The following is an 18,661-nucleotide window of genomic DNA, read 5'->3' as shown; positions in this document are numbered from 1 at the left end:
GCCGAATAGGGTGGGGTCATGAGCACCGTCGCTCCCGAGGACCCCGCCGCGTTCGCCCGCGGCATCTCCCGGCGCACCCAGTCCGACGTGTACCGGGCCGGCATCAGCGGCACGACCCCGCGCGTGCCGGTGGATCCGGTGCGGCTGGAGCAGGCCGCGCGCCGCGCGCTGAGCGCCGAGGCGTTCGCGTACATCGCCGGCGGGGCCGGTGCCGAGCACACGGTGGCGGCGAACGCGGCCGCCTTCGATGACTGGCAGGTGTGGCCCAGGCCGCTGCGCGACGTCTCGGATCGCGACCTGTCGATCGACCTGTTCGGCACGCGCCGGCCCAGCCCGCTGCTGCTGGCGCCGCTGGGCGTCATGGAACTGGCCCACGCCGACGCCGACGTCGCGGTCGCGCGCGCTGCGGCATCCGCCGGCGTTCCCTACACGTTGAGCAACCAGGCATCGCAGTCGATGGAGCAGGTGCGGGATGCCGCGCCGGCCGGTTCCCGGCTGTTCCAGCTGTACTGGTCCGCCTCGGACGACCTCAACGCGTCGCTGCTCGCGCGCGCCGAGGCGTCGGGGTGCGAAGCGGTCGTCATCACGCTCGACACGCACCTGCTCGGCTGGCGCACCCGCGACCTGGATCTGGCCTACCTGCCGTTCACGCGGGGCCTCGGCATCGCGCAGTACACCAGCGACCCGGTGTTCCGCCGGCTGGTGCAGGAGCGCGCCGGGACGGCGGGTGCCGCGGCGCAGCCTGCCGCGAAGGTGCGGATGACGCCGAAGACCGTGCTGGCCGGAGTGAGCATCGCGCGCAAGGGCGCCGGGCTCACCGGCACCACCAGCGTGCGCGACAACCTCCGCTCGCCGCTGCCGCGCGCCGCCGTCGAGACGTTCCTCGACGTCTTCTCCACCCCGACGCTCACGTGGGAACGGCTCGCCCTGGTGCGGGAATGGACGTCGCTGCCGATCGTCCTGAAGGGCATCGTGCATCCGGATGACGCGGCGCGCGCGCTGGATGCCGGCGTCGACGGCGTCTGGATCTCCAACCACGGCGGCCGCCAGATCGACCGGTCGGTGCCGACGCTGGCCGTGCTGCCGGCGATCGCGCAGCGGGTGGCCGGCCGTGTGCCGATCGTGTTCGATTCCGGCATCCGCACCGGCGCCGACGTCTTCATCGCCCTGGCGCTGGGAGCGACGGCGGTCGCGCTGGGCCGTCCGTATGCGTACGGCCTCGCGGTCGCAGGCGAGGACGGCGTGGGTGAGGTGGTGCGCAATGTGCTCGCCGAGCTCGACATCACCCTCGGCCTGTCGGGACACACCGCCGTCGCCGACCTTGGACCGGATGCGCTGCGGCACCTCCCCGCTCTAGGCTGACCCCGTGAGCATGCCGCCCCCGCCCCCGCAGCCTCCGTATGGCGCGCCCTACGGGCCGATGCCGATGAGCCCGGCGGACGAGAAGATGTGGGCAACGCTCGTGCACATCGGCGGGGTGTTCTTCGGCTTCCTGCCCGCCCTCATCGGGTACCTCATCCTGCGCGACCGCGGCCCGTTCGTCCGCGCGCACACCGCGCAGGCGCTCAACTTCCAGCTGACCGTGCTGATCGGAATGGTCGCCGGCGGCATCCTGGTGTTCCTGCTCATCGGCGTGCTCGTGATGATCGTCGTCGCCGTCCTCGATGTCGTGTACTCGATCATCGCCGGCGTGAAAGCGGGCCAGGGGCAGTGGTACCGCTACCCCATGACGATCCAGTTCGTGCGCTGACCGCCACGGCACGCGGCGGGCGTCACGCAGGCGGCGACTAGAATCGACGGATGCCGCCGCCTCGCGGCATCCGCGATCTCCGCGCCCCGCGCACCACGACCATTTGGAGCCACCTGTGGCCGAGCAGTCCCGCCTCGACAAAGTCATCGCCCTGGCCCGCCACCGCGGGTTCGTCTTCCAGGCCGGTGAGATCTACGGCGGATCCCGTTCGGCGTGGGACTACGGCCCGCTCGGCACCGAGCTGAAGGAGAACATCCGCCGCCAGTGGTGGCAGACGTTCGTCCGCGGCCGCGGCGACATGGTGGGCCTGGATTCGTCGATCATCCTGCCCAAGCGCGTGTGGGAGGCATCCGGCCACGTCGCCACGTTCACCGACCCGCTCGTGGAGTGCCTGCAGTGCCACAAGCGCTTCCGCGCCGACAACCTCATCGAGGACTTCGAGGCCCGCAAGGGCCGTCCCGCCGAGAACGGCCTGGCCGACGTGCCGTGCCCCAACTGCGGCACGAAGGGCAAGTACACCGAGCCGAAGGCCTTCTCGGGTCTCGTGAAGACCTACCTCGGTGTCGTCGACGACGAGTCGGGACTGCACTTCCTGCGGCCCGAGACCGCGCAGGGCATCTTCGTGAACTTCACCAACGTGCTCACCGCGTCGCGCAAGAAGCCGCCGTTCGGCATCGGCCAGGTCGGCAAGGCGTTCCGCAATGAGATCACGCCCGGCAACTTCATCTTCCGCACGCGCGAGTTCGAGCAGATGGAGATCGAGTTCTTCACGCCGCCCGCAGAGGCCGGCGAATGGTTCGACCACTGGGTCGAGGCCTGCTGGAACTGGTTCGTGGACCTCGGCGTCAACCCCGACAACATGCGCCGGTTCGACGTTCCGGAAGAGGACCGCGCGCACTACTCCGCCGGCACGATCGACGTGGAGTACCGCTTCGGCTTCACCGGCAAGGAGTGGGGCGAGCTCATGGGCGTCGCCAACCGCACCGACTACGACCTGAGCAGCCACACCGAGGCATCCGGCCAGTCACTGACCTACTTCGACCAGGCCACCGGCGAGAAGTACACCCCCTACGTCATCGAGCCGTCGTTCGGGCTGACGCGCGCCATGATGGCGTTCCTCGTCGACGCGTACGACGAGGAGCAGGTCCCCAACGCCAAGGGCGGGGTCGACACCCGCACCGTGCTGCGCCTGGACCCGCGCCTGGCGCCGGTGAAGGTGGCCGTGCTGCCGCTGTCGCGCAACGAGCGGCTGTCGCCGCTGGCGCGCGAAGTGGCCGACAGCCTGCGCAGCAACGGCTGGAACGTCGACTTCGACGACGCCGGCGCGATCGGCCGCCGCTACCGTCGCCAGGACGAGGTCGGCACGCCGCTGTGCGTCACGGTCGACTTCGACTCCCTCGACGACAACGCCGTCACGGTGCGTGACCGCGACACGATGGCGCAGGAGCGCGTGCCGCTGGACGCGCTGACGGCGTACCTCGCCGAGCGCCTGCGCGGCGCCTGACCGCTCGCGGGCCGGTGCCGCCGCGGCATCCTGCCCGCTGCATCCTGCCCGCTGAGAAACCACTTCTCGGTTGAGAAACCATGCGATGCGTGGTGTTTCGACCGAGAAGTGGTTTTTCGTGGTGCCGGTGGACGCCGGGGCACGTTCCGCGAACCGGGGGCGGCCGGATGGCGGATGCCGCGCGGCGCGGGTTCTCCGGAGAACGCCGGTTTTTCGGAGTCCAAGGCGAGGAAAGCTCCGAAATCGCGGCGTTCTCCGAAGTCGTGGTGCGGGGCGCCCGCCGCGAACGGGGCGCCCCGCGGGTCAGGCGCCCTTCACCGGGGCGGCGGAACCGTTTCCGGAGACGGCCGCGGACGCGGCGCCGGCGGCATCTGCAGCGCGTGCTCCGGCGAAGCCGGCCAGCAGCGTGCCGAGGTCGAGCCCGGTCAGCGACTTCACGATCTCGGTGCCCTCACCGAGGACGGTGCCGACGGTCTTGGTGACCGCCGATGCGCCGTCGGTGGAGATGACCGTGAGCTGGTCGATGTTGCTGATCGGCTCCGCGGCGGCGCGGACGATCTCGGGCAGGCGCGAGATGATCTCCTGTGCGAGGGCGGCCTCGCCGTACTTCTGCAGCGCCTCGGCCTTCGCGTCGGTCGCCGCGGCCTCGGCGACACCGACGGCCTGGGTGGCGGCGGCGCGCGCCTCACCATCGGCCCGGATGCCGGCGGCCAGCGCCACCTGCCTGTCGCGCTCGGCCTCACCGGCGAAGCGCACGGCGGTGGCGGATGCCTCGGCGTCCTGGACCGCGGCGACCTTGTTGGCCTCGGCGATCTTCGTGCGCTTGTAGGCGTCGGCCTCGGTGGCGGCGTTGGCCGCGTCACGGAGGGCGGTGGCCCGCTGCACCTCGGCGTACGCCTCGGCCTCGGCGGGCTTGCGGATCTCGATGTCCAGGCGCTCCTGGGTCACGAGGGCCTGCTCGATGAGCGCCTCGCGCTCCTGCTGGGCGACGAGGCGATCCTGCTCGGCCTTCGTGAACGTACCGGCCGCGTCTGCTTCGGCGTTGGCCCGGTCGGTCTCGGCCTTGATCGTCGCCTGGCGCAGGCTCAGCGCCTTCTGACGCTCGGCGATCTGCTCGGCGGCCTCGATGCGGGCGAACTCGCTCGCCCGCGCGGCCTCGGCCTCGCTGACCTCGGCGACCTGACGGGCGCGGGCGGCTTCGGCGCGACCCAGGTTGGCGAGGTAGTCGCTGCCGGGCGTGGAGATGTCGCTGATGTTGAGCAGGTCCACCTGCAGGCCCTGCTCGACGAGGTCGGCCTTGGTCTCTGCGACGACGCGGTCCGACAGGCCCTTGCGGTCGGAGATGATCTGCTCGATCGTCATGTCGCCGATGATGGAGCGCAGCGACCCCTCGAGCGACTCGCGGATGATGTCGGTGAGGGTCTCCTGCTGCGACAGGAAGCGCTGCCCGGCACGGCGGACGCCTTCCTCGGTGCCCGAGACCTTGAAGTTGATGGATGCCTTGATGGCGATCTTGATGCGGTTCTTGTCGACGCCCTCGACGGTGATGCCGATCTGACGCTGCTCCAGCGAGATCGGGAAGCCCTGCTGCAGGATCGGCCACACGAACGTGCGACCGCCGATCACGACGCGCTGCCCCACGCTCTCACCTGGCGCCTGCTTGCCGGCGCCACGGCCGACGATGATGAGCGCCTCGTTGGGCGGCACCCGGCGGATGCGGCGGGCGATGAACGCGAGCAGGCCCACCGCCGCGACGATGAGCGCGAGGACCGCGGCGATCTGGATGATGTCGACCGGCATGGGGAACCTTTCCTGGTGCGGCTGTCGCCGCGGGGTTTATTCGGCGACGACTTTGATGCGGGTGCCGCCGTGTTCGATGACGCGGATGCGCACGCCTTCGGGGATGTCGCCGTCGGCGTACGCCAGGCGCCGCTCGATCTCGTGCGGGCCATCGAGGGACACCTCCCCGCCGGCGGGGGAGATGGGGGAGCGGCTGACCCCGGTCAGGCCCACCGTGTTCACCGGCGTGCCGTCGGAGCTGCGGGAGAGCTTGCGGATGAACAGCACCGCGAGGGCGTACGCGATGAGAGCGAACACCGCGGCGAGCACGTACACCCAGACTCCGCCGAGGCTGGATGGGACCGTGAAGACGCCGCTCGCGCCGAACACGATCGCCGCGACACCCAGAGCCGTGCCCGAAATGGCGCCGTCGCCGAAATCGAGGTTGTCGAACACATCGCCCAGCACGAGCGAGACGATGAGCAACAGCAGGCCGACGCTTCCGATGATGATGAACGGCGTGAGCAAGGAGGCCTCCGCGGGCATCGAGGATCGGGTCACTCCCACCCTATGAGAAACCTACGAGTCCCGCAGAAAATCTTCCTGCCGTGTCGGCGCGACCGCCGATTCAACCCTTCGCGGCGGCCTTCGCGGCCTTCTTGAACTCCCGCACCTTCTGCAGCGAGTCGGGGGAGACGATGTCGGCGACGCTGCGGTGCGAGCCTTCCTCGCCGTAAGGGGCGGATGCCTCGCGCCACCGGTCCCCGGTGTAGCCGTACTGCTTGCCCAGCAGTGCGAGGAAGATCTTCGCCTTCTGCTCCCCGAAGCCGGGCAGCGCCTTCAGCCGCTTGAGCACGGTGGGCCCGTCGGGGTCGCCCTGCGTCCAGATCGCCGCGGCATCCCCGCCCCACTCTTGCACCACCGCGGCGCACAGGCCCTGCACGCGGCCGGCCATGGAGCCCGGGAAGCGGTGCACGGCCGGGGTCTGCGCGAACAGGGCGGCGAACTGCTCGGGGTCGGCTCCGGCGATCGCCGCGGCATCCAGGCTCCCCAGGCGCTCGCTGATCTTGAGGGGGCCGGCGAACGCGGTCTCCATCGGCACCTGCTGGTCCAGCAGCATGCCGATCAGCAGCGCGAGCGGGTCGCGCGTGAGCAGCTCGTCGGCCGCGGGGTCATCCGTGATGTGCAGGCTCATGCCTTCCATCGTCCCACCGGGTCGCTCGCCTGTCGCGAATCGCCCCGCGGCGACGATCTGCGACAGGGGAGGGGACAGAAGAGACCCCCGGGGTGGGGGCGCGGGACGGGCGGGGTCAGCCGGCGGATGCCACGTCGTCGATGATCGCGATCTCTTCCGGCTCGACGATCTCGAGTCCGAACAGCGCCGACACGGCGGTGAACACGTCGTCGGCGCGACCCTGCTCGGCCAGCTGGTGCGCGCGGACGGTGGGGGTATGCATGAGCACTCCGGCGAGGTGCCGCAGCGCCTGCTCGGTCGTGCCGTCGTCGCCGCGGCTGCGGGCCCGGGCGATCTCGGTGTCGAGCACCGTCGCGACGTGCGCGCGCATCGCCACGACGGCGGGCGTCACGCTGCGGCGCTCACCGGCGACGACGAAGCGCGCGGCAGCATCGGCGACGAGCCGGCGGGCGTCGTCGGTGGCCTGCAGCTCCTCCAGCGGGGCGTGCAGCCGGATGGTCTCCAGATCCAGCAGGTCGGTGTCGGGGACGGCCGCGACGTCGTGGTCGACGTTGCGCGGCAGGCCGAGGTCGATCACCATGCGCCGGGCCGGGTGAGTCGCGGCATCCGTGACCGCCAGCCCCTCGGTGAACGTCGCGGCCGACAGCACCGGGTGCTCGGCGCTGGTGCAAGTGATGACGAGATCCGCCGTGGCGACGGCGCCGGCGAAAGCCGCCGCTGATACCGGCTGCAGGGAGTGCCGGGCGGCGAACAGCGCCGCGCGGCCGGAGGGAGAGGCCACTGAGATGTCGGCGGCGCCCCGGTCGCGCAGGGCCGCGACGGTGGCGGCCGCGTACGACCCGGTGCCGACCATCACTACGCGCAGCTGCGACCAGTCGGTCACCCGGCTGTCGGCCAGTTCCAGCGACAGGCGCACGAGGGAGCGGCCGGCGCGCCCGAGCGCGGTGGCGTTCTTGATGCCCCGCTGGGTCTCGCTGGCGCGCTGGAACAGCCGCTCGAGTTCGGGGGAGGTGGTGCCGTTCTCGCGGGCCTCGGTCAGCGCGCGGCGCACCTGACCGGCGATCTCGCCCTCGCCGATGACGACGGATTCCAGACCGGATGCCACCGAGAACAGGTGATGGGCGACGTCGTCGCCGGCGACGACCTCGTAGGAGCCCTCGAGCTCAGTGGGAGTCACCCCGGTGGCGGATTCGATGGCCATGAGGGCTGCCTCGACCCCGACGGCACCCGCCGCAGTGACCGGTTCGTCCATCTCGACGTACGCCTCGAAGCGGTTGCAGGTGGCAACGACCACGGCCCCCTGCACGCATTCGTCGTGCCCCGCGATGGTCGCGGCGACCCGGTCGGTGTGCACGCTGAGTCGCTCGAGGAGCTCGAAAGGGGCGGTCTTATGACTCGCGGTGACACACAGCAGCACTCGTCAAGGGTACCTGGCCACACCTGGGAGGTGCGGAATCCCGAAGTGGGAGGATGGAGGCATGGCCACCGCCCCCCTGCTGAGCGCGCTTCACGGCGTCCGACCCGATCGCCTCCCCGTCTGGTTCATGAGACAAGCCGGCCGCTCCCTGCCCGAATACCGCGACCTGCGGGTGGGTACCCGCATGCTCGATGCCTGCCTCGATCCGGCGCTGGCCGCCGAGATCACGCTGCAGCCGGTGCGCCGCCACGGCGTGGATGCCGCCGTCTTCTTCAGCGACATCGTCGTGCCGCTGCTGCTGGCCGGCATCGATGTGGAGATCCAGCCCGGGCGTGGCCCGGTGTTCGCCGAGCCGGTGCGCACCACCGCCGATGTCGCCCGCGTCACCGCGATCGAGCCGGCGGCGGTTGTCGCGGCATCCGGTCCCATCGCCGAGGCGATCGCCATCATCACCCGCGAACTCGGCGACACTCCGCTGGTCGGCTTCGCCGGCGCCCCCTTCACGCTGGCGGCCTACCTCGTCGAGGGCGGCCCGTCCAAGGAACACCTCCGCGCCCGCGGCATGATGCACGCCGACCCGAGCGCGTGGCACCGCCTCGCCGGCTGGCTCGCCGAGGTGTCCCACGCGTTCCTGAAGGTGCAGACGGATGCCGGTGCCGCCGCCGTGCAGCTGTTCGACTCGTGGGCGGGGTCGCTGTCGGTGGCCGACTACCGCGCGTTCGTCGCTCCGCATTCGCACACCGCGCTGGAAGGCATCACCGTGCCGCGCATCCACTTCGGCGTCGGCACCGCGCACCTGCTGCCCGACATGCGGCTGAACGGCCTCGCCGACGCCGTCGGCGTCGATTGGCGCACCCCGCTGGACGAGGCCGCCGCGATCCTCGGCTCCGATGTGACGCTGCAGGGCAACATCGACCCCGCGCTGCTGACCGCCCCCTGGCCGGTGCTGTCCGCCCACGTGCGCGATGTCATCGCCCGCGGGGGCGCCGCCCGCGCGCACATCCTCAACCTCGGCCACGGCGTGCCGCCCGAAACGGATCCCACGGTGCTCACCCGCATCGTCGCCCTCGCCCACGGGGAGGACGTGTGAGCGAGGTCGGCGACCTCGTCACCCACGCCCACGAGACCCGGGTCGTCGTGATCGGCGGCGGCATCGCCGGTATGGTCGCGGCGCTGGAGTGCGCGAAGGTCGGGATGCCGGTGACGCTGCTGGAGGCATCCGACCGCCTCGGCGGCGTGGTGCGCTCGGTCGAACTGGACGGGGTGACCGTCGACGTCGGGGCGGAGAGCTTTGCCGTCCGCGGCGGCACGGTCGCCGCCCTGGTGGCCGAACTCGGACTGTCGGATGCCGTCGTGTCGCCGAACCCGGCGGGCGCGTGGGTCGCGGGTCTGCCCGGCGGCGGCGCAGCCCCGATGCCCGTCGGGGGGATGCTCGGCATCCCCGCCAACCCGTTCGCCGACGACGTGCGCCGCGTCATCGGCTGGCCCGGCGCCTGGCGGGCGTACCTGGATCGCCTGCGTCCCCCGATGACGATCGGCCACGAGAAGAGCCTGGGCGCTCTTGTGCGCCGCCGCATGGGCGCGGCGGTGCTGGACCGGCTGGTGGCGCCGGTGACCTCGGGTGTGTACTCCGCACGTCCCGACGACATCGACGTGGACCTCGCCGCCCCCGGGCTGAACAACGCGCTCACCCGCACGGGTTCGCTCTCCGGTGGCGTGGCGCAGCTGCGCGGCGCGGCGACCACCGCACCGGGCTCCGCGGTGCGGGGACTGGCCGGCGGAATGACCCGGCTCGTCGACGCGCTCCGGGACCGGCTGGTCGAACTGGGCGTGGACGTGCGCGTGAACACCCCCGCGCAGGCGATCGTCGCCGACGGCGACGGCGACGGCTGGGCCGTCGAGATCGCCGCCGCCCCGGAATCGGGCGACCCCGCGACGGACCCGAGCGCACCGGCCGATCCGACCGAGCCGGCCGCGCCGGCGCCCGAGGCGACCCGGCTGCCCGCCGAGGCGGTCATCGTGGCGACCAGCGAAGCGCAGGCCCGCCACCTGCTGGCACCGGTCGTGCCGGACCTCGACCCCGGCGGCATCACCGCGCCCGTCGTCGAGATCGTCACGCTCGTCGTGGACGCCCCCGCGCTGGACGCCCACCCGCGCGGCACCGGAGTGCTCACCGTGCCGGGCTCCCACACCGCCAAGGCCCTCACACACTCGACGGCCAAGTGGGAATGGCTGCGGAAGGCGACGGACCACCACATCGTGCGGGTCTCCTTCGGCGCGCAGGGTGAGGCCCCGGCGACCGAGGCGCTCGACGACGACGCAGCGGCAGCGCTCGCGCTCGCCGAGGCGGCGAAGCTGCTGGGCACTGCGCTGGACCGCTCGCAACTGCGGGCGGCGCACCGCGAGCGGTACGTGCAGTCGCAGCCCGCCGCGGCGATCGGTCGCACCGCGGTGACGGCGGCGGCGCGTGCCGCCGTGCACGCCACCCCGGGTCTCGCTGCCGTCGGCGCGTGGCTGGCGGGCACCGGGCTGGCACAGGTGATCCCCGACGCGATCGCCGAGGCCGAGCGGGTGCGCCGCGAGGCCCTCTGGGGCGACGCGGCGATCCTCGACTAACCCACGACGCCGCCGCGCGCAACCCCGGATACCTGAGAAGGCATACGGCGCTACCCTGGGACCACTGAAGCACCTCCATCGAGCGTGAGGAGACCCCATGAGGGGCAAAATTGGACTCGTCGTCGGACTGGCCGCGGGCTACGTCCTGGGCACGCGCGCCGGTCGTGAGCGTTACGAGCAGATCAAGGCACAGGCCATGAAGGTCTGGGAACTCGAGCCCGTGCAGAAGCAGGTCGGCAAGGCCACGGAGCTCGGCAAGTCAGCCGCCATGGCGCTGCCGACCGCCGTTTGGGACAGCGCGGTCAAGGTGACCAAGGCTGCGACCAAGCGCGGCACCACGCCCGGCCAGAAGCTCGACGCCGCCATCATCGCGGGCAAGGAATCCGTCGACGAGGTCGCCGAAGGCGCCGAGACGACCGTGACCGAGGTCCACAAGGCCGCCCACGACGCGATCGACGACATCAAGAAGGCCGCGGACAGCTGAGATGACCACCCCCCGCGGTTTCCGCGATCGCACCGACGACAGCCTGATGACGTTGCTCGGCGAGGTGCCCGAGCTCGTGCGCAACCTGGTCATGGCCGAAGTCGACTCCGCCAAGAAGTGGGCGAAGAAGACCGGTAAGGACGCCGGCATGGGCGGGCTGTGGTTCCTGGCCGCCCTGTTCGTGCTGTTCTGGGCGATCCCGGCCCTGGGGGCATTCGCGATCATCGGCCTGGCCTCATGGTGGCCGGCCTGGCTTGCCGCGCTGACCGTCTTCGTCGTGATGCTTCTCATCGCCGTCGTGCTGGCGTTCCTCGGCATCCACCGTTTCAAGCGCCTCTCCTCGCGGGACACGCCCGTGAAGGCACTGTCCACCGACGCCCAGATCGTGAAGGATGCCGCGAATGAGTTCTGACCGCCCGCTCCCCGTGCCACGCACCGCCGTGCCGCTGGGTATCGCCGACCCGGTCGAGAAGGCTCGCGCCGAGCTGAAGGCTGCGCTCTTCGCGATCGAGGAGAAGGCGAACGTGCCCAAGCGCGTCGGTCAGGCCACCGACCGCGGCGTGGCCGAGGCCCGGCTGTTCGCCCGGCGCAACCCGACCGGAGCGATCGCGGCGACCGTCGGCGTCGCCGCGACGATCGGTCTGGCCGTGTGGGGGGCCGTGCGTCTGATCGCGCGCTGAGCACGAACACCGGCGGCGCCGTGAGCGTCGCCCGGCAGCGGCGGTTTGCCGCGCCGCGAAGCGCGAGAGAGACTGGAGAAATGTCCGACACCTCTTTCACGCTCTGGTCCGTGCTGCGCCGCGACCCCGCCAACCCGGTCACGGCCCAGGAGGCGACCGAGCTGGAACACCTGGTCGCCGACCTCGCCGAGGGTGGCACGACCGTGCGGGGCTTCTACGACGTCAGCGGCCTGCGCGCCGACGCCGACGTCATGATCTGGCTGCACGGCCCGACCGCCGACGGCCTGCAGCGGGACCTGCGGCGCCTGCGCCGCACCCCGCTGCTGCAGCCGCTGCTGCCCACCTGGAGCGCGATGGGCGTGCACCGTGACGCCGAGTTCAACCGGGCCCACGTGCCGGGGTTCCTCCGCGGCATCGCGGCCAAGCAGTGGCTGACGGTGTACCCGTTCGTCCGCAGCTTCGAGTGGTACCTGCTGCCCGATGAGGAGCGGCGCGCCATGCTCGCCGATCACGGCCGCAAGGGCGCCGCGTTCACCGGCGTGACCGCGAACACCGTGGCATCCTTCGCTCTCGGGGACTGGGAGTGGATCCTGCCCATGGAAGCCGATGAGCTCACCGACCTCGTCGACATGATGCGGGAGCTTCGCTACACCGAGGCGCGCCGCCACGTGCGCGAAGAGGTGCCGTTCTTCACCGGCCGGCTGGTGGCCCCCGCCGAACTGGTCGAGGTGCTGCGATGAGGATGCCGCGATGACGCGGCCGTTCCGCCTCGGCACCCGCCGCAGCGCCCTGGCGACCGCGCAGTCGCAGCAGGTCGCCGACATGCTGGCGGCTGCGTCGGGCCGCCCCGTCGAACTCGTGCCGATCGTGTCGGAGGGCGACGTCTCGCGTGCCTCGCTGTCGCAGATGGGCGGCACCGGGGTGTTCGCCACGCGGCTGCGCGAGGCCCTGCTCGCGGGGGAATGCGACCTGCTGGTGCACTCCCTCAAGGACCTGCCGACCGCGCAGCCGCCAGGGCTCGTGATCGCCGCGATCCCCGCCCGCGAGGACGCCCGTGATGTCGTGGTCACCCGCGACGGCACCCCGCTGCATCAGCTCCCGCCCGGTGCGCGCGTGGGTACCGGCTCGCCCCGGCGCCGCGCCCAGGTGCACCGCCGCAACCCGCGGGTGGATGTGCAGGACCTGCGTGGAAACGTCGATTCCCGGTTGCAGCGGGTGCGCGATGGGCAGCTGGATGCCGTCGTCCTCGCCGCTGCCGGCCTGGCGCGCATCGGTCTGGACCTGACCGACCTGGGACTGGAGGCGCTGGGCCTGGCGGCCTGGCCGACCGCACCGGGTCAGGGCGCGCTGGCCATCGAGACGACCGCCGACGCGCCCGAGGAGCTGCGCGCGGCGCTGGCCCTCATCGACCACACCGACACCCGCATCGCCGTCACGGCCGAACGCGCGGTGCTGGCCACCCTCGAAGCCGGCTGCCACGCTCCGGTGGGCGCGCATGTGGAACTGGCCGGCGGCGACCTGCGCATCGACGCGGTCGTGTACGCGCTGGACGGCAGCAGCCGGATCGGCCTGGACCGATCCGTGCCGGTGCCGCAGGAGTATGGTGGATCCGAGGGCAGTGGCGATGGTGCGGATGCTGCCGATGACGCGAGCCCGATCGCGTACGCCGTACGCGCCGGGTCGGAAGTCGCCCGTCGACTGCTCGAACGTGGAGCAGCCGAACTGGTACCACGAGAGTCGACCCCATGAATTCAGCCTCCCTGCAGTCGCAGCCGGCCAAGCCGCTGGCCGGCTGGCGCGTGCTCGTGCCCCGCGGCGGGCCCTGGGGCGACGGCGTCGCGGCGACCCTGCGTGCGCAGGGTGCCACGCCGGTCATCGCCCCGCTCATCAACTTCGCGCCCTCCACCGACGAGGCAACGCTCGAGCAGGCCCTGGCCGACCTCGCCGCCGGGGTTTTCGACTGGCTCACCGTGACCAGCGCGACCACGGTGGACGTGCTCTACGCGTACCGCGCGCAGATCCCCGCCGAGACGAAGGTCGCCGCCGTCGGCGAGACCACCTCCGCCGCGCTCACGGCCGTCGGCTACAAGGTCGACCTGGTGCCCGACGACGACAACTCCGCCGCCGGCATGGCCGACCAGCTGATCGGCCTGGAGACCGAGCCGCGCGACGTGCTGACGCTGCGCAGCGAAATCGCCAAGCCGGTGCTCACCGAGCGGCTCAGCGCCGCGGGGCACCGGGTGCGCAGTGTCGTCGCCTACCGCACCGTCGGCGTACCGGTCACCGAGAAGATCGCCGAAGACGTGCGCAGCGGCCGCATCAACGCGATCCTCGTCACCAGCGGCTCGGTCGCCGAGCAGGTGCGGGAGCAGTTCCCCGACATCCCCCCGGCCACGGTGCTGGCCGCGATCGGCCCCCGCACCGCCGAGGATGCCCGCCGCCTCGGCCTGCCCGTGAACGTCGTCGCCTCCGAGCAGACCGTCGCCGCGCTCATCCGGGCGGTCTCCGAACTCGCCCTGCCCCATTCGACGGATGAGACCGTGCCGTGAGTTTTCCCGCCCACCGCCCCCGGCGGCTGCGCCAGTCGCCAGCCGTGCGCCGACTCGTGCGTGAGACACACCTGGTCCCCTCGCAGCTCGTGCTGCCCGCGTTCGTGCGGGAAGGACTGACCGAGCCCGCGCCCATCGGCTCGATGCCCGGTGTCGTGCAGCACTCCGTCGATTCGCTGCGGCGTGCCGCCGCCGATGCCGCGGACGCCGGCATCGGCGGGCTCATGCTCTTCGGCGTGCCGACCGTGCGCGACGCGATCGGCTCCGGCGCGGACGACCCCCGCGGCATCCTGAATGTCGCCACCGAGGCGGTCGTCGCCGAAGTCGGCGACGCGCTGGTGGTGCAGACCGACCTGTGCCTGGACGAATTCACCGACCACGGCCACTGCGGCGTGCTGCGGCCGGACGGCGTCGTGGACAACGACGCCACGCTCAAGCGCTACGCCGCGATGGCGCTCGCGCAGGCCCGCGCCGGCTCCACGCTGCTGGGGCTGTCGGGCATGATGGACGGCCAGGTCGCCCACATCCGCGCCGCGCTGGAGGCCGAGGGGTTCACCGACACGCTGATCCTCGCCTACGCCGCGAAGTACGCCGGCGCCTTCTACGGCCCGTTCCGCGAAGCGGTGGACTCGCAGCTGCAGGGCGACCGCCGCACCTACCAGCTCGATCCGCCCAACGCCCGTGAGGGTGTGCGCGAAGCGGTGACCGACGTCGACGAGGGCGCCGACATCGTCATGGTCAAGCCGGCCCTGCCCTACCTCGACGTGCTCGCCGCCGTGCGCGACGCCGTGGACGTACCGGTGTGGGCCTACCAGGTGTCCGGCGAGTACGCGATGGTCGAGGCCGCCGCCGCCCAGGGGTGGATCGACCGACGCGGCGCCATCACCGAATCGCTCATCGCGATCCGCCGCGCCGGGGCCGACGCCGTGCTCAGCTACTGGGCTGTAGAGGCCGCGGGGTGGCTGCGCGAGGGGCTGTGACCTTCGCCGTTGCCGGGGGTGCGCTACACCGGCCCGCCCGTTCCTGCGCGCCGCCGCGGCGGCATCCGCCGAGAGAAAGTGACTCATGACCGACCGTAACGAGCAGCTGTTCGCCCACGCCCGAGAGGTGATCCCGGGCGGGGTGAACTCGCCGGTGCGCGCCTATGGCTCCGTCGGCGGCACGCCCCGGTTCGTCGCGTCCGCGCGCGGGCCGTACATCACGGACGCCGACGGGCGCGAGTACGTCGACCTCGTCGCCTCGTGGGGTCCGGCCCTCCTCGGCCACGCGCACCCCGAGGTCGTCGCGGCCGTGCAGGACGCGGCATCCCGTGGCCTGTCGTTCGGCGCCCCCACCGGCGCGGAGGTGGAGCTGGCCGATCTCATCGCGGCGCGCGTCGCCAGCGGCGACAGTCGGCCCGTCGAACGCGTGCGGCTGGTGTCCACCGGCACCGAGGCGACGATGACGGCGATCCGCCTGGCCCGCGGCTACACCGGCCGGGACCTGCTGATCAAGTTCGCCGGTCACTACCACGGTCACTCCGACGGGCTGCTGGCCGCCGCCGGATCCGGCGTTGCCACCCTCGCGCTGCCCGGCTCGGCGGGAGTGCCTGCCGCGATCGCGGCACAGACCCTCGTGCTGCCGTACAACGACCTGGGCGCGGTGGAAGAGGCCTTCGCGGTGCACGGCGACCGCATCGCCGCCGTGATCGTCGAGGCCGCCGCGGCGAACATGGGCGTCGTCCCGCCGCTGCCCGGCTTCAACGCCGCGCTCACCGATCTGGCGCACGCCCACGGCGCGCTGCTGATCCTCGACGAGGTGCTCACCGGTTTCCGCGTGCACCCTGCCGGGTTCTGGGGACTGCAGCAGGACGCGGGCGAGCAGTACACCCCCGACCTGTTCACCTTCGGCAAGGTCGTCGGCGGCGGCATGCCGCTGGCCGCGCTCGGCGGCCGCGCCGACGTGATGGAGATGCTCGCCCCCGTCGGCCCGGTGTACCAGGCCGGCACGCTGTCGGGAAATCCGCTGTCGGTGGCCGCGGGCATCGCGACGCTGCAGCTGGCGACCCCCGAGGTGTACGCACGGGTGGATGCCGCGGCATCCACCGTCGCCGACGCGCTGGACGCGGCGCTGACGGCCGAGGGCGTGGTGCACGCGGTTCCGCGCGCCGGGTCGCTGTTCGGTGTCGTGATGCTTCCCGAGGCGCCGCGGTCCTACGCCGAGGCGCAGCAGCAGCAGGCGGCGCGGTACACGCCGTTCTTCCACGCGATGCTCGACGCCGGGGTATCCCTGCCGCCCAGCGTCTATGAGGCGTGGTTCCTCACCGCCGCGCACGACGAGGCCGCCCTCGCGCGGGTGCTCGAAGCGCTCCCGGTGGCCGCCCGCGCCGCCGCCGGCGCCGCGGCGTAGCCGCCGCCCCGCCCGCGCCGCCGCCGGCGCCGCGGCGTAGCCGCCGCCCCGCCCGCGGCGTTGCCGCCGTAGGGTGGATGTCGTGGCATCATCCCCTCGCGTCGTCGTCCTTGCCGGGGGCGTCGGCGGCTCGAAGTTCACTCTGGGAGTGCGGGAGGCCCTCGCGCGGCGGGGGGCGCCGGAGGCGACGGTCGTCGTCAACACCGGCGACGACCTGTGGCTGTCGGGGGTGCGCCTGCAGCCCGACGTGGACTCGATCCTCTATGCCCTCGCGGGGGTAGGCGACACCGAGCGGGGCTGGGGTCGTGCCGGCGACACCGAGCGGGTGAACCACGAGCTGCAGCAGTGGGGCGCCGGGTGGCCCTGGTTCACGCTCGGCGACCTGGACCTCGGCACGCATCTCGCCCGCACCGGGTGGCTGCGCGAGGGGCTGACGCCGACCCTCGTGCTGGAGCGGCTGTCGCGCCGGTGGCCGCTGGGCGTGCGGATGCTCCCGATGACCGACGCGGAAGTCGACACGTATGTGCGGGTGGACGGCGGGGCGGTGCTGCACTTCCAGGAGTGGTGGACGCGGCACCGCGCGCAGCTGACGCCGCTGGAGTTCACCAACCCCGGCATGCGGCATGCCCGTCCGGCACCCGGCGTGGCCGAGGCGATCGCCGACGCCGACGTCGTGCTCGTCGCGCCCTCGAACCCCGTCGTGTCGATCGGGCCGATCCTCGCCGTCCCCGGGATGCGTGAGGCGCTCGCCGCGACGTCCGCGCAGGTCGTGGGCGTCTCGCCGATCATCGGCGGCGCGGTCGTGCGCGGCATGGCCGATGTGTGCCTCACGGCGATCGGTGTGGAGACCTCCGCCGCGGCCGTCGCCGCGCACTACGGCGCGCGCCGTGACGGTGGCGTGCTGGACGCGTGGCTGCTCGCCGAGGAGGACGCGGCACTCGCGGCGTCGGTCGATGCGGGGGGCGTGCGCGCGGTGGTCGCGCCGTTGTGGATGCGAGACGCCCTGGCATCCGCCGACATCGTCGACGCTGCCCTCGCCGCCGCCGGTCACTGACCCGGGCTGCGGCTCAGCCTCCCCGAGTGCTCGCCTGTCACGAATGGGGCGCTGCCCCCGACGATCTGTGACAGGGCAGCGGGGTGGGGGTTAGAGAGCCATCCGCATCACGGTGATGCCGGTGGCGGCGGACTCGGCGGCGTCGCGGTGCATGCCGACCTTCCCGGCGACGCGGACAGACGCGGCGTTGCCGGGGTGCACGAGCGCGCGCAGCTCGGTGAACCCGAGCGTGCGGGCGAGGTCCCGGGAGGCGGATGCCGCTTCGGCGGCGAACCCACGCCCCTGCAGTGACGGGGCCACGTGGTAGCCGACCTCCAGCACCAGCCGCTCGCCCAGCGGCTGCCAGGTGAGCCCGCAGTCTCCGACGAATCGGCCGTCGGCATCCTCGATGCACCACAGCCCGAACCCGTCGGCGCGGTACCGCAGGCGGCTGCGCGCGATCCACTCCGCCGCCTGGGCGCGGGTGCGCGGCGCGGCGTAGAAGCGCATGACCCCGGGATCGCCCAGCAGCGCGGCCATGTCGTCGAGGTCGTCCTCGCGCAGCTCGCGCAGCCGCAGCCGCGCCGTCGCCGGCGGGGCACTGCTGCCTGCCCGGGCGGCGCGCAGCAGCGCGGTCGTGCGGGGCCCGGCGCCGAGGTCGTCCAGCTGCCGCAGCTGGGCGGCCGTGTCGATGTCGCGCCGCAGGCCGGATGCCGCGGGCAGCCGCACCGGCACGGCGCCCAGCCGCTCGTGGCGGGCGAACGAGTCGGCACCGAAGGCCGAGTCCCACGGCACGCCCGCCGCGGCGGTGACGAGCGTAGAGCCGGTGCCTTCGGCATCCGGCACCACCGCCCGCTCGACGGTCAATGCCCGCCGCAGGGCCGTCGCGAGCTCGCTCGGCCGCAGCGCCGGCAGGTCGCCCAGCAGCGCGGCACGGGGACCGGCGTGCCCGGCCAACCCCGCGGCGATCGCGGCGTTGAGCCCGCCGCCGGGATCGGGGAGCACCGTGACGGTCGCCCCCGGCCCGGACGGGATGGTCGCCGCCGCGTCGGCGTCGTCGCTCACGACGATCACCCGGGCGACGCCGGGGGTCCGCGCCGCGGCGTCGATGGTGTCGCGGGCGATCGCGCGGGCCAGCGCGGTGCGGTCGACTCCCGCCGCCGCGAGCCGCGACTTTCCGGTGGCGGCCGGCTTCACCGGGACCACGACGACCCAGCCGGCGTCGGCCGGACCCCGTCGGAATTCAGGCTGTGGCGCACTTTCCGC

19 protein-coding genes are annotated in these 18,661 nt (G+C 72.6%); 14 read left to right on the top strand and 5 right to left on the bottom strand.

Annotated elements, in window-relative coordinates; all coding sequences use genetic code 11:
- Positions 1–18 precede the first annotated feature (18 nt).
- The 3 genes from NQ151_RS09970 (at position 19) to NQ151_RS09960 (ending at position 3,254) form a co-directional block, all read left to right on the top strand.
- A complete protein-coding gene (locus NQ151_RS09970; protein WP_257527987.1) occupies positions 19–1,362 on the top strand; it encodes an alpha-hydroxy-acid oxidizing protein in 1,344 nt (447 codons plus the stop codon).
- Positions 1,363–1,372: 10 nt separating this feature from the next.
- The gene (locus NQ151_RS09965; RefSeq protein ID WP_257528194.1) at positions 1,373–1,750 is read left to right on the top strand and encodes a DUF4870 domain-containing protein; all 378 of its coding nucleotides are present in this window, start codon (positions 1,373–1,375) and stop codon (positions 1,748–1,750) included.
- A 115-nt stretch (positions 1,751–1,865) separates the two neighbouring features.
- Positions 1,866–3,254 carry a glycine--tRNA ligase gene (locus NQ151_RS09960; RefSeq protein ID WP_257507476.1) on the top strand — a complete coding sequence of 463 codons (1,389 nt, stop codon included), beginning with the start codon at positions 1,866–1,868 and terminating at the stop codon, positions 3,252–3,254.
- Between the two features lie 303 nt (positions 3,255–3,557).
- Here the strand turns inward: NQ151_RS09960 and NQ151_RS09955 are convergent, their stop codons facing one another.
- The 4 genes from NQ151_RS09955 to NQ151_RS09940 all read right to left on the bottom strand — a co-directional run bounded on the left by NQ151_RS09955 (position 3,558) and on the right by NQ151_RS09940 (position 7,645).
- The gene (locus tag NQ151_RS09955; RefSeq protein ID WP_257507477.1) at positions 3,558–5,054 is read right to left on the bottom strand and encodes an SPFH domain-containing protein; all 1,497 of its coding nucleotides are present in this window, start codon (positions 5,052–5,054) and stop codon (positions 3,558–3,560) included.
- Between the two features lie 36 nt (positions 5,055–5,090).
- Complete coding sequence (locus NQ151_RS09950) at positions 5,091–5,594, bottom strand: NfeD family protein (RefSeq protein WP_257527986.1); 504 nt, start codon at positions 5,592–5,594, stop codon at positions 5,091–5,093.
- A 67-nt stretch (positions 5,595–5,661) separates the two neighbouring features.
- Positions 5,662–6,228 carry an HhH-GPD-type base excision DNA repair protein gene (locus NQ151_RS09945; protein WP_257507479.1) on the bottom strand — a complete coding sequence of 189 codons (567 nt, stop codon included), beginning with the start codon at positions 6,226–6,228 and terminating at the stop codon, positions 5,662–5,664.
- A 115-nt stretch (positions 6,229–6,343) separates the two neighbouring features.
- Positions 6,344–7,645 (bottom strand): glutamyl-tRNA reductase, encoded by a 1,302-nt coding sequence (locus NQ151_RS09940; RefSeq protein ID WP_257527985.1) that lies wholly within the window; start codon positions 7,643–7,645, stop codon positions 6,344–6,346.
- Between the two features lie 61 nt (positions 7,646–7,706).
- Here NQ151_RS09940 and hemE point away from each other — a divergent pair, with 61 nt between their 5' ends.
- The 11 genes from hemE (at position 7,707) to cofD (ending at position 17,416) form a co-directional block, all read left to right on the top strand.
- Positions 7,707–8,735: a uroporphyrinogen decarboxylase gene (gene hemE, locus NQ151_RS09935; protein WP_257527984.1), complete on the top strand. Its 1,029-nt coding sequence runs from the start codon at positions 7,707–7,709 to the stop codon at positions 8,733–8,735.
- Positions 8,732–10,261: a protoporphyrinogen/coproporphyrinogen oxidase gene (locus NQ151_RS09930; RefSeq protein ID WP_257527983.1), complete on the top strand. Its 1,530-nt coding sequence runs from the start codon at positions 8,732–8,734 to the stop codon at positions 10,259–10,261. The genes hemE and NQ151_RS09930 overlap by 4 nt, the downstream gene beginning before the upstream one ends.
- A gap of 97 nt (positions 10,262–10,358) precedes the next feature.
- Positions 10,359–10,745, top strand: a complete 387-nt coding sequence (locus NQ151_RS09925) for a hypothetical protein (protein ID WP_257507483.1) — start codon at positions 10,359–10,361, stop codon at positions 10,743–10,745.
- 1 nt (position 10,746) lies between these two features.
- Positions 10,747–11,157 (top strand): phage holin family protein, encoded by a 411-nt coding sequence (locus NQ151_RS09920; RefSeq protein WP_257527982.1) that lies wholly within the window; start codon positions 10,747–10,749, stop codon positions 11,155–11,157.
- On the top strand, positions 11,147–11,425 hold the full coding sequence (locus NQ151_RS09915; protein WP_257527981.1) for a hypothetical protein: 279 nt from the start codon (positions 11,147–11,149) through the stop codon (positions 11,423–11,425). The genes NQ151_RS09920 and NQ151_RS09915 overlap by 11 nt, the downstream gene beginning before the upstream one ends.
- Before the next feature lie 80 nt (positions 11,426–11,505).
- Positions 11,506–12,165, top strand: a complete 660-nt coding sequence (gene hemQ, locus NQ151_RS09910; protein ID WP_257507486.1) for a hydrogen peroxide-dependent heme synthase — start codon at positions 11,506–11,508, stop codon at positions 12,163–12,165.
- 10 nt (positions 12,166–12,175) lie between these two features.
- Positions 12,176–13,174 (top strand): hydroxymethylbilane synthase, encoded by a 999-nt coding sequence (hemC, locus tag NQ151_RS09905; RefSeq protein WP_257527980.1) that lies wholly within the window; start codon positions 12,176–12,178, stop codon positions 13,172–13,174.
- The gene (locus tag NQ151_RS09900; protein ID WP_257527979.1) at positions 13,171–13,974 is read left to right on the top strand and encodes a uroporphyrinogen-III synthase; all 804 of its coding nucleotides are present in this window, start codon (positions 13,171–13,173) and stop codon (positions 13,972–13,974) included. The genes hemC and NQ151_RS09900 overlap by 4 nt, the downstream gene beginning before the upstream one ends.
- Positions 13,971–14,954, top strand: coding sequence for a porphobilinogen synthase (gene hemB, locus NQ151_RS09895; protein ID WP_257527978.1), 984 nt, complete (start codon positions 13,971–13,973; stop codon positions 14,952–14,954). Before NQ151_RS09900 ends, hemB begins: the two co-directional genes overlap by 4 nt.
- A gap of 85 nt (positions 14,955–15,039) precedes the next feature.
- The gene (hemL, locus tag NQ151_RS09890; protein ID WP_257527977.1) at positions 15,040–16,362 is read left to right on the top strand and encodes a glutamate-1-semialdehyde 2,1-aminomutase; all 1,323 of its coding nucleotides are present in this window, start codon (positions 15,040–15,042) and stop codon (positions 16,360–16,362) included.
- An 82-nt stretch (positions 16,363–16,444) separates the two neighbouring features.
- The gene (cofD, locus tag NQ151_RS09885; protein ID WP_257527976.1) at positions 16,445–17,416 is read left to right on the top strand and encodes a 2-phospho-L-lactate transferase; all 972 of its coding nucleotides are present in this window, start codon (positions 16,445–16,447) and stop codon (positions 17,414–17,416) included.
- 90 nt (positions 17,417–17,506) lie between these two features.
- Here cofD and cofC read toward each other — a convergent pair whose 3' ends face one another.
- Entirely contained in the window at positions 17,507–18,601 is a 1,095-nt protein-coding gene (gene cofC / locus NQ151_RS09880; protein ID WP_257527975.1) for a 2-phospho-L-lactate guanylyltransferase, read from the bottom strand.
- Positions 18,602–18,661: the final 60 nt, after the last annotated feature.

Source organism: Microbacterium sp. zg-YB36 (assembly GCF_024623575.2).
Lineage (GTDB): Bacteria > Actinomycetota > Actinomycetes > Actinomycetales > Microbacteriaceae > Microbacterium.
Note: the sequence above shows the minus strand (reverse complement) of the source record. Positions and strands in the feature narration are given on the sequence as shown.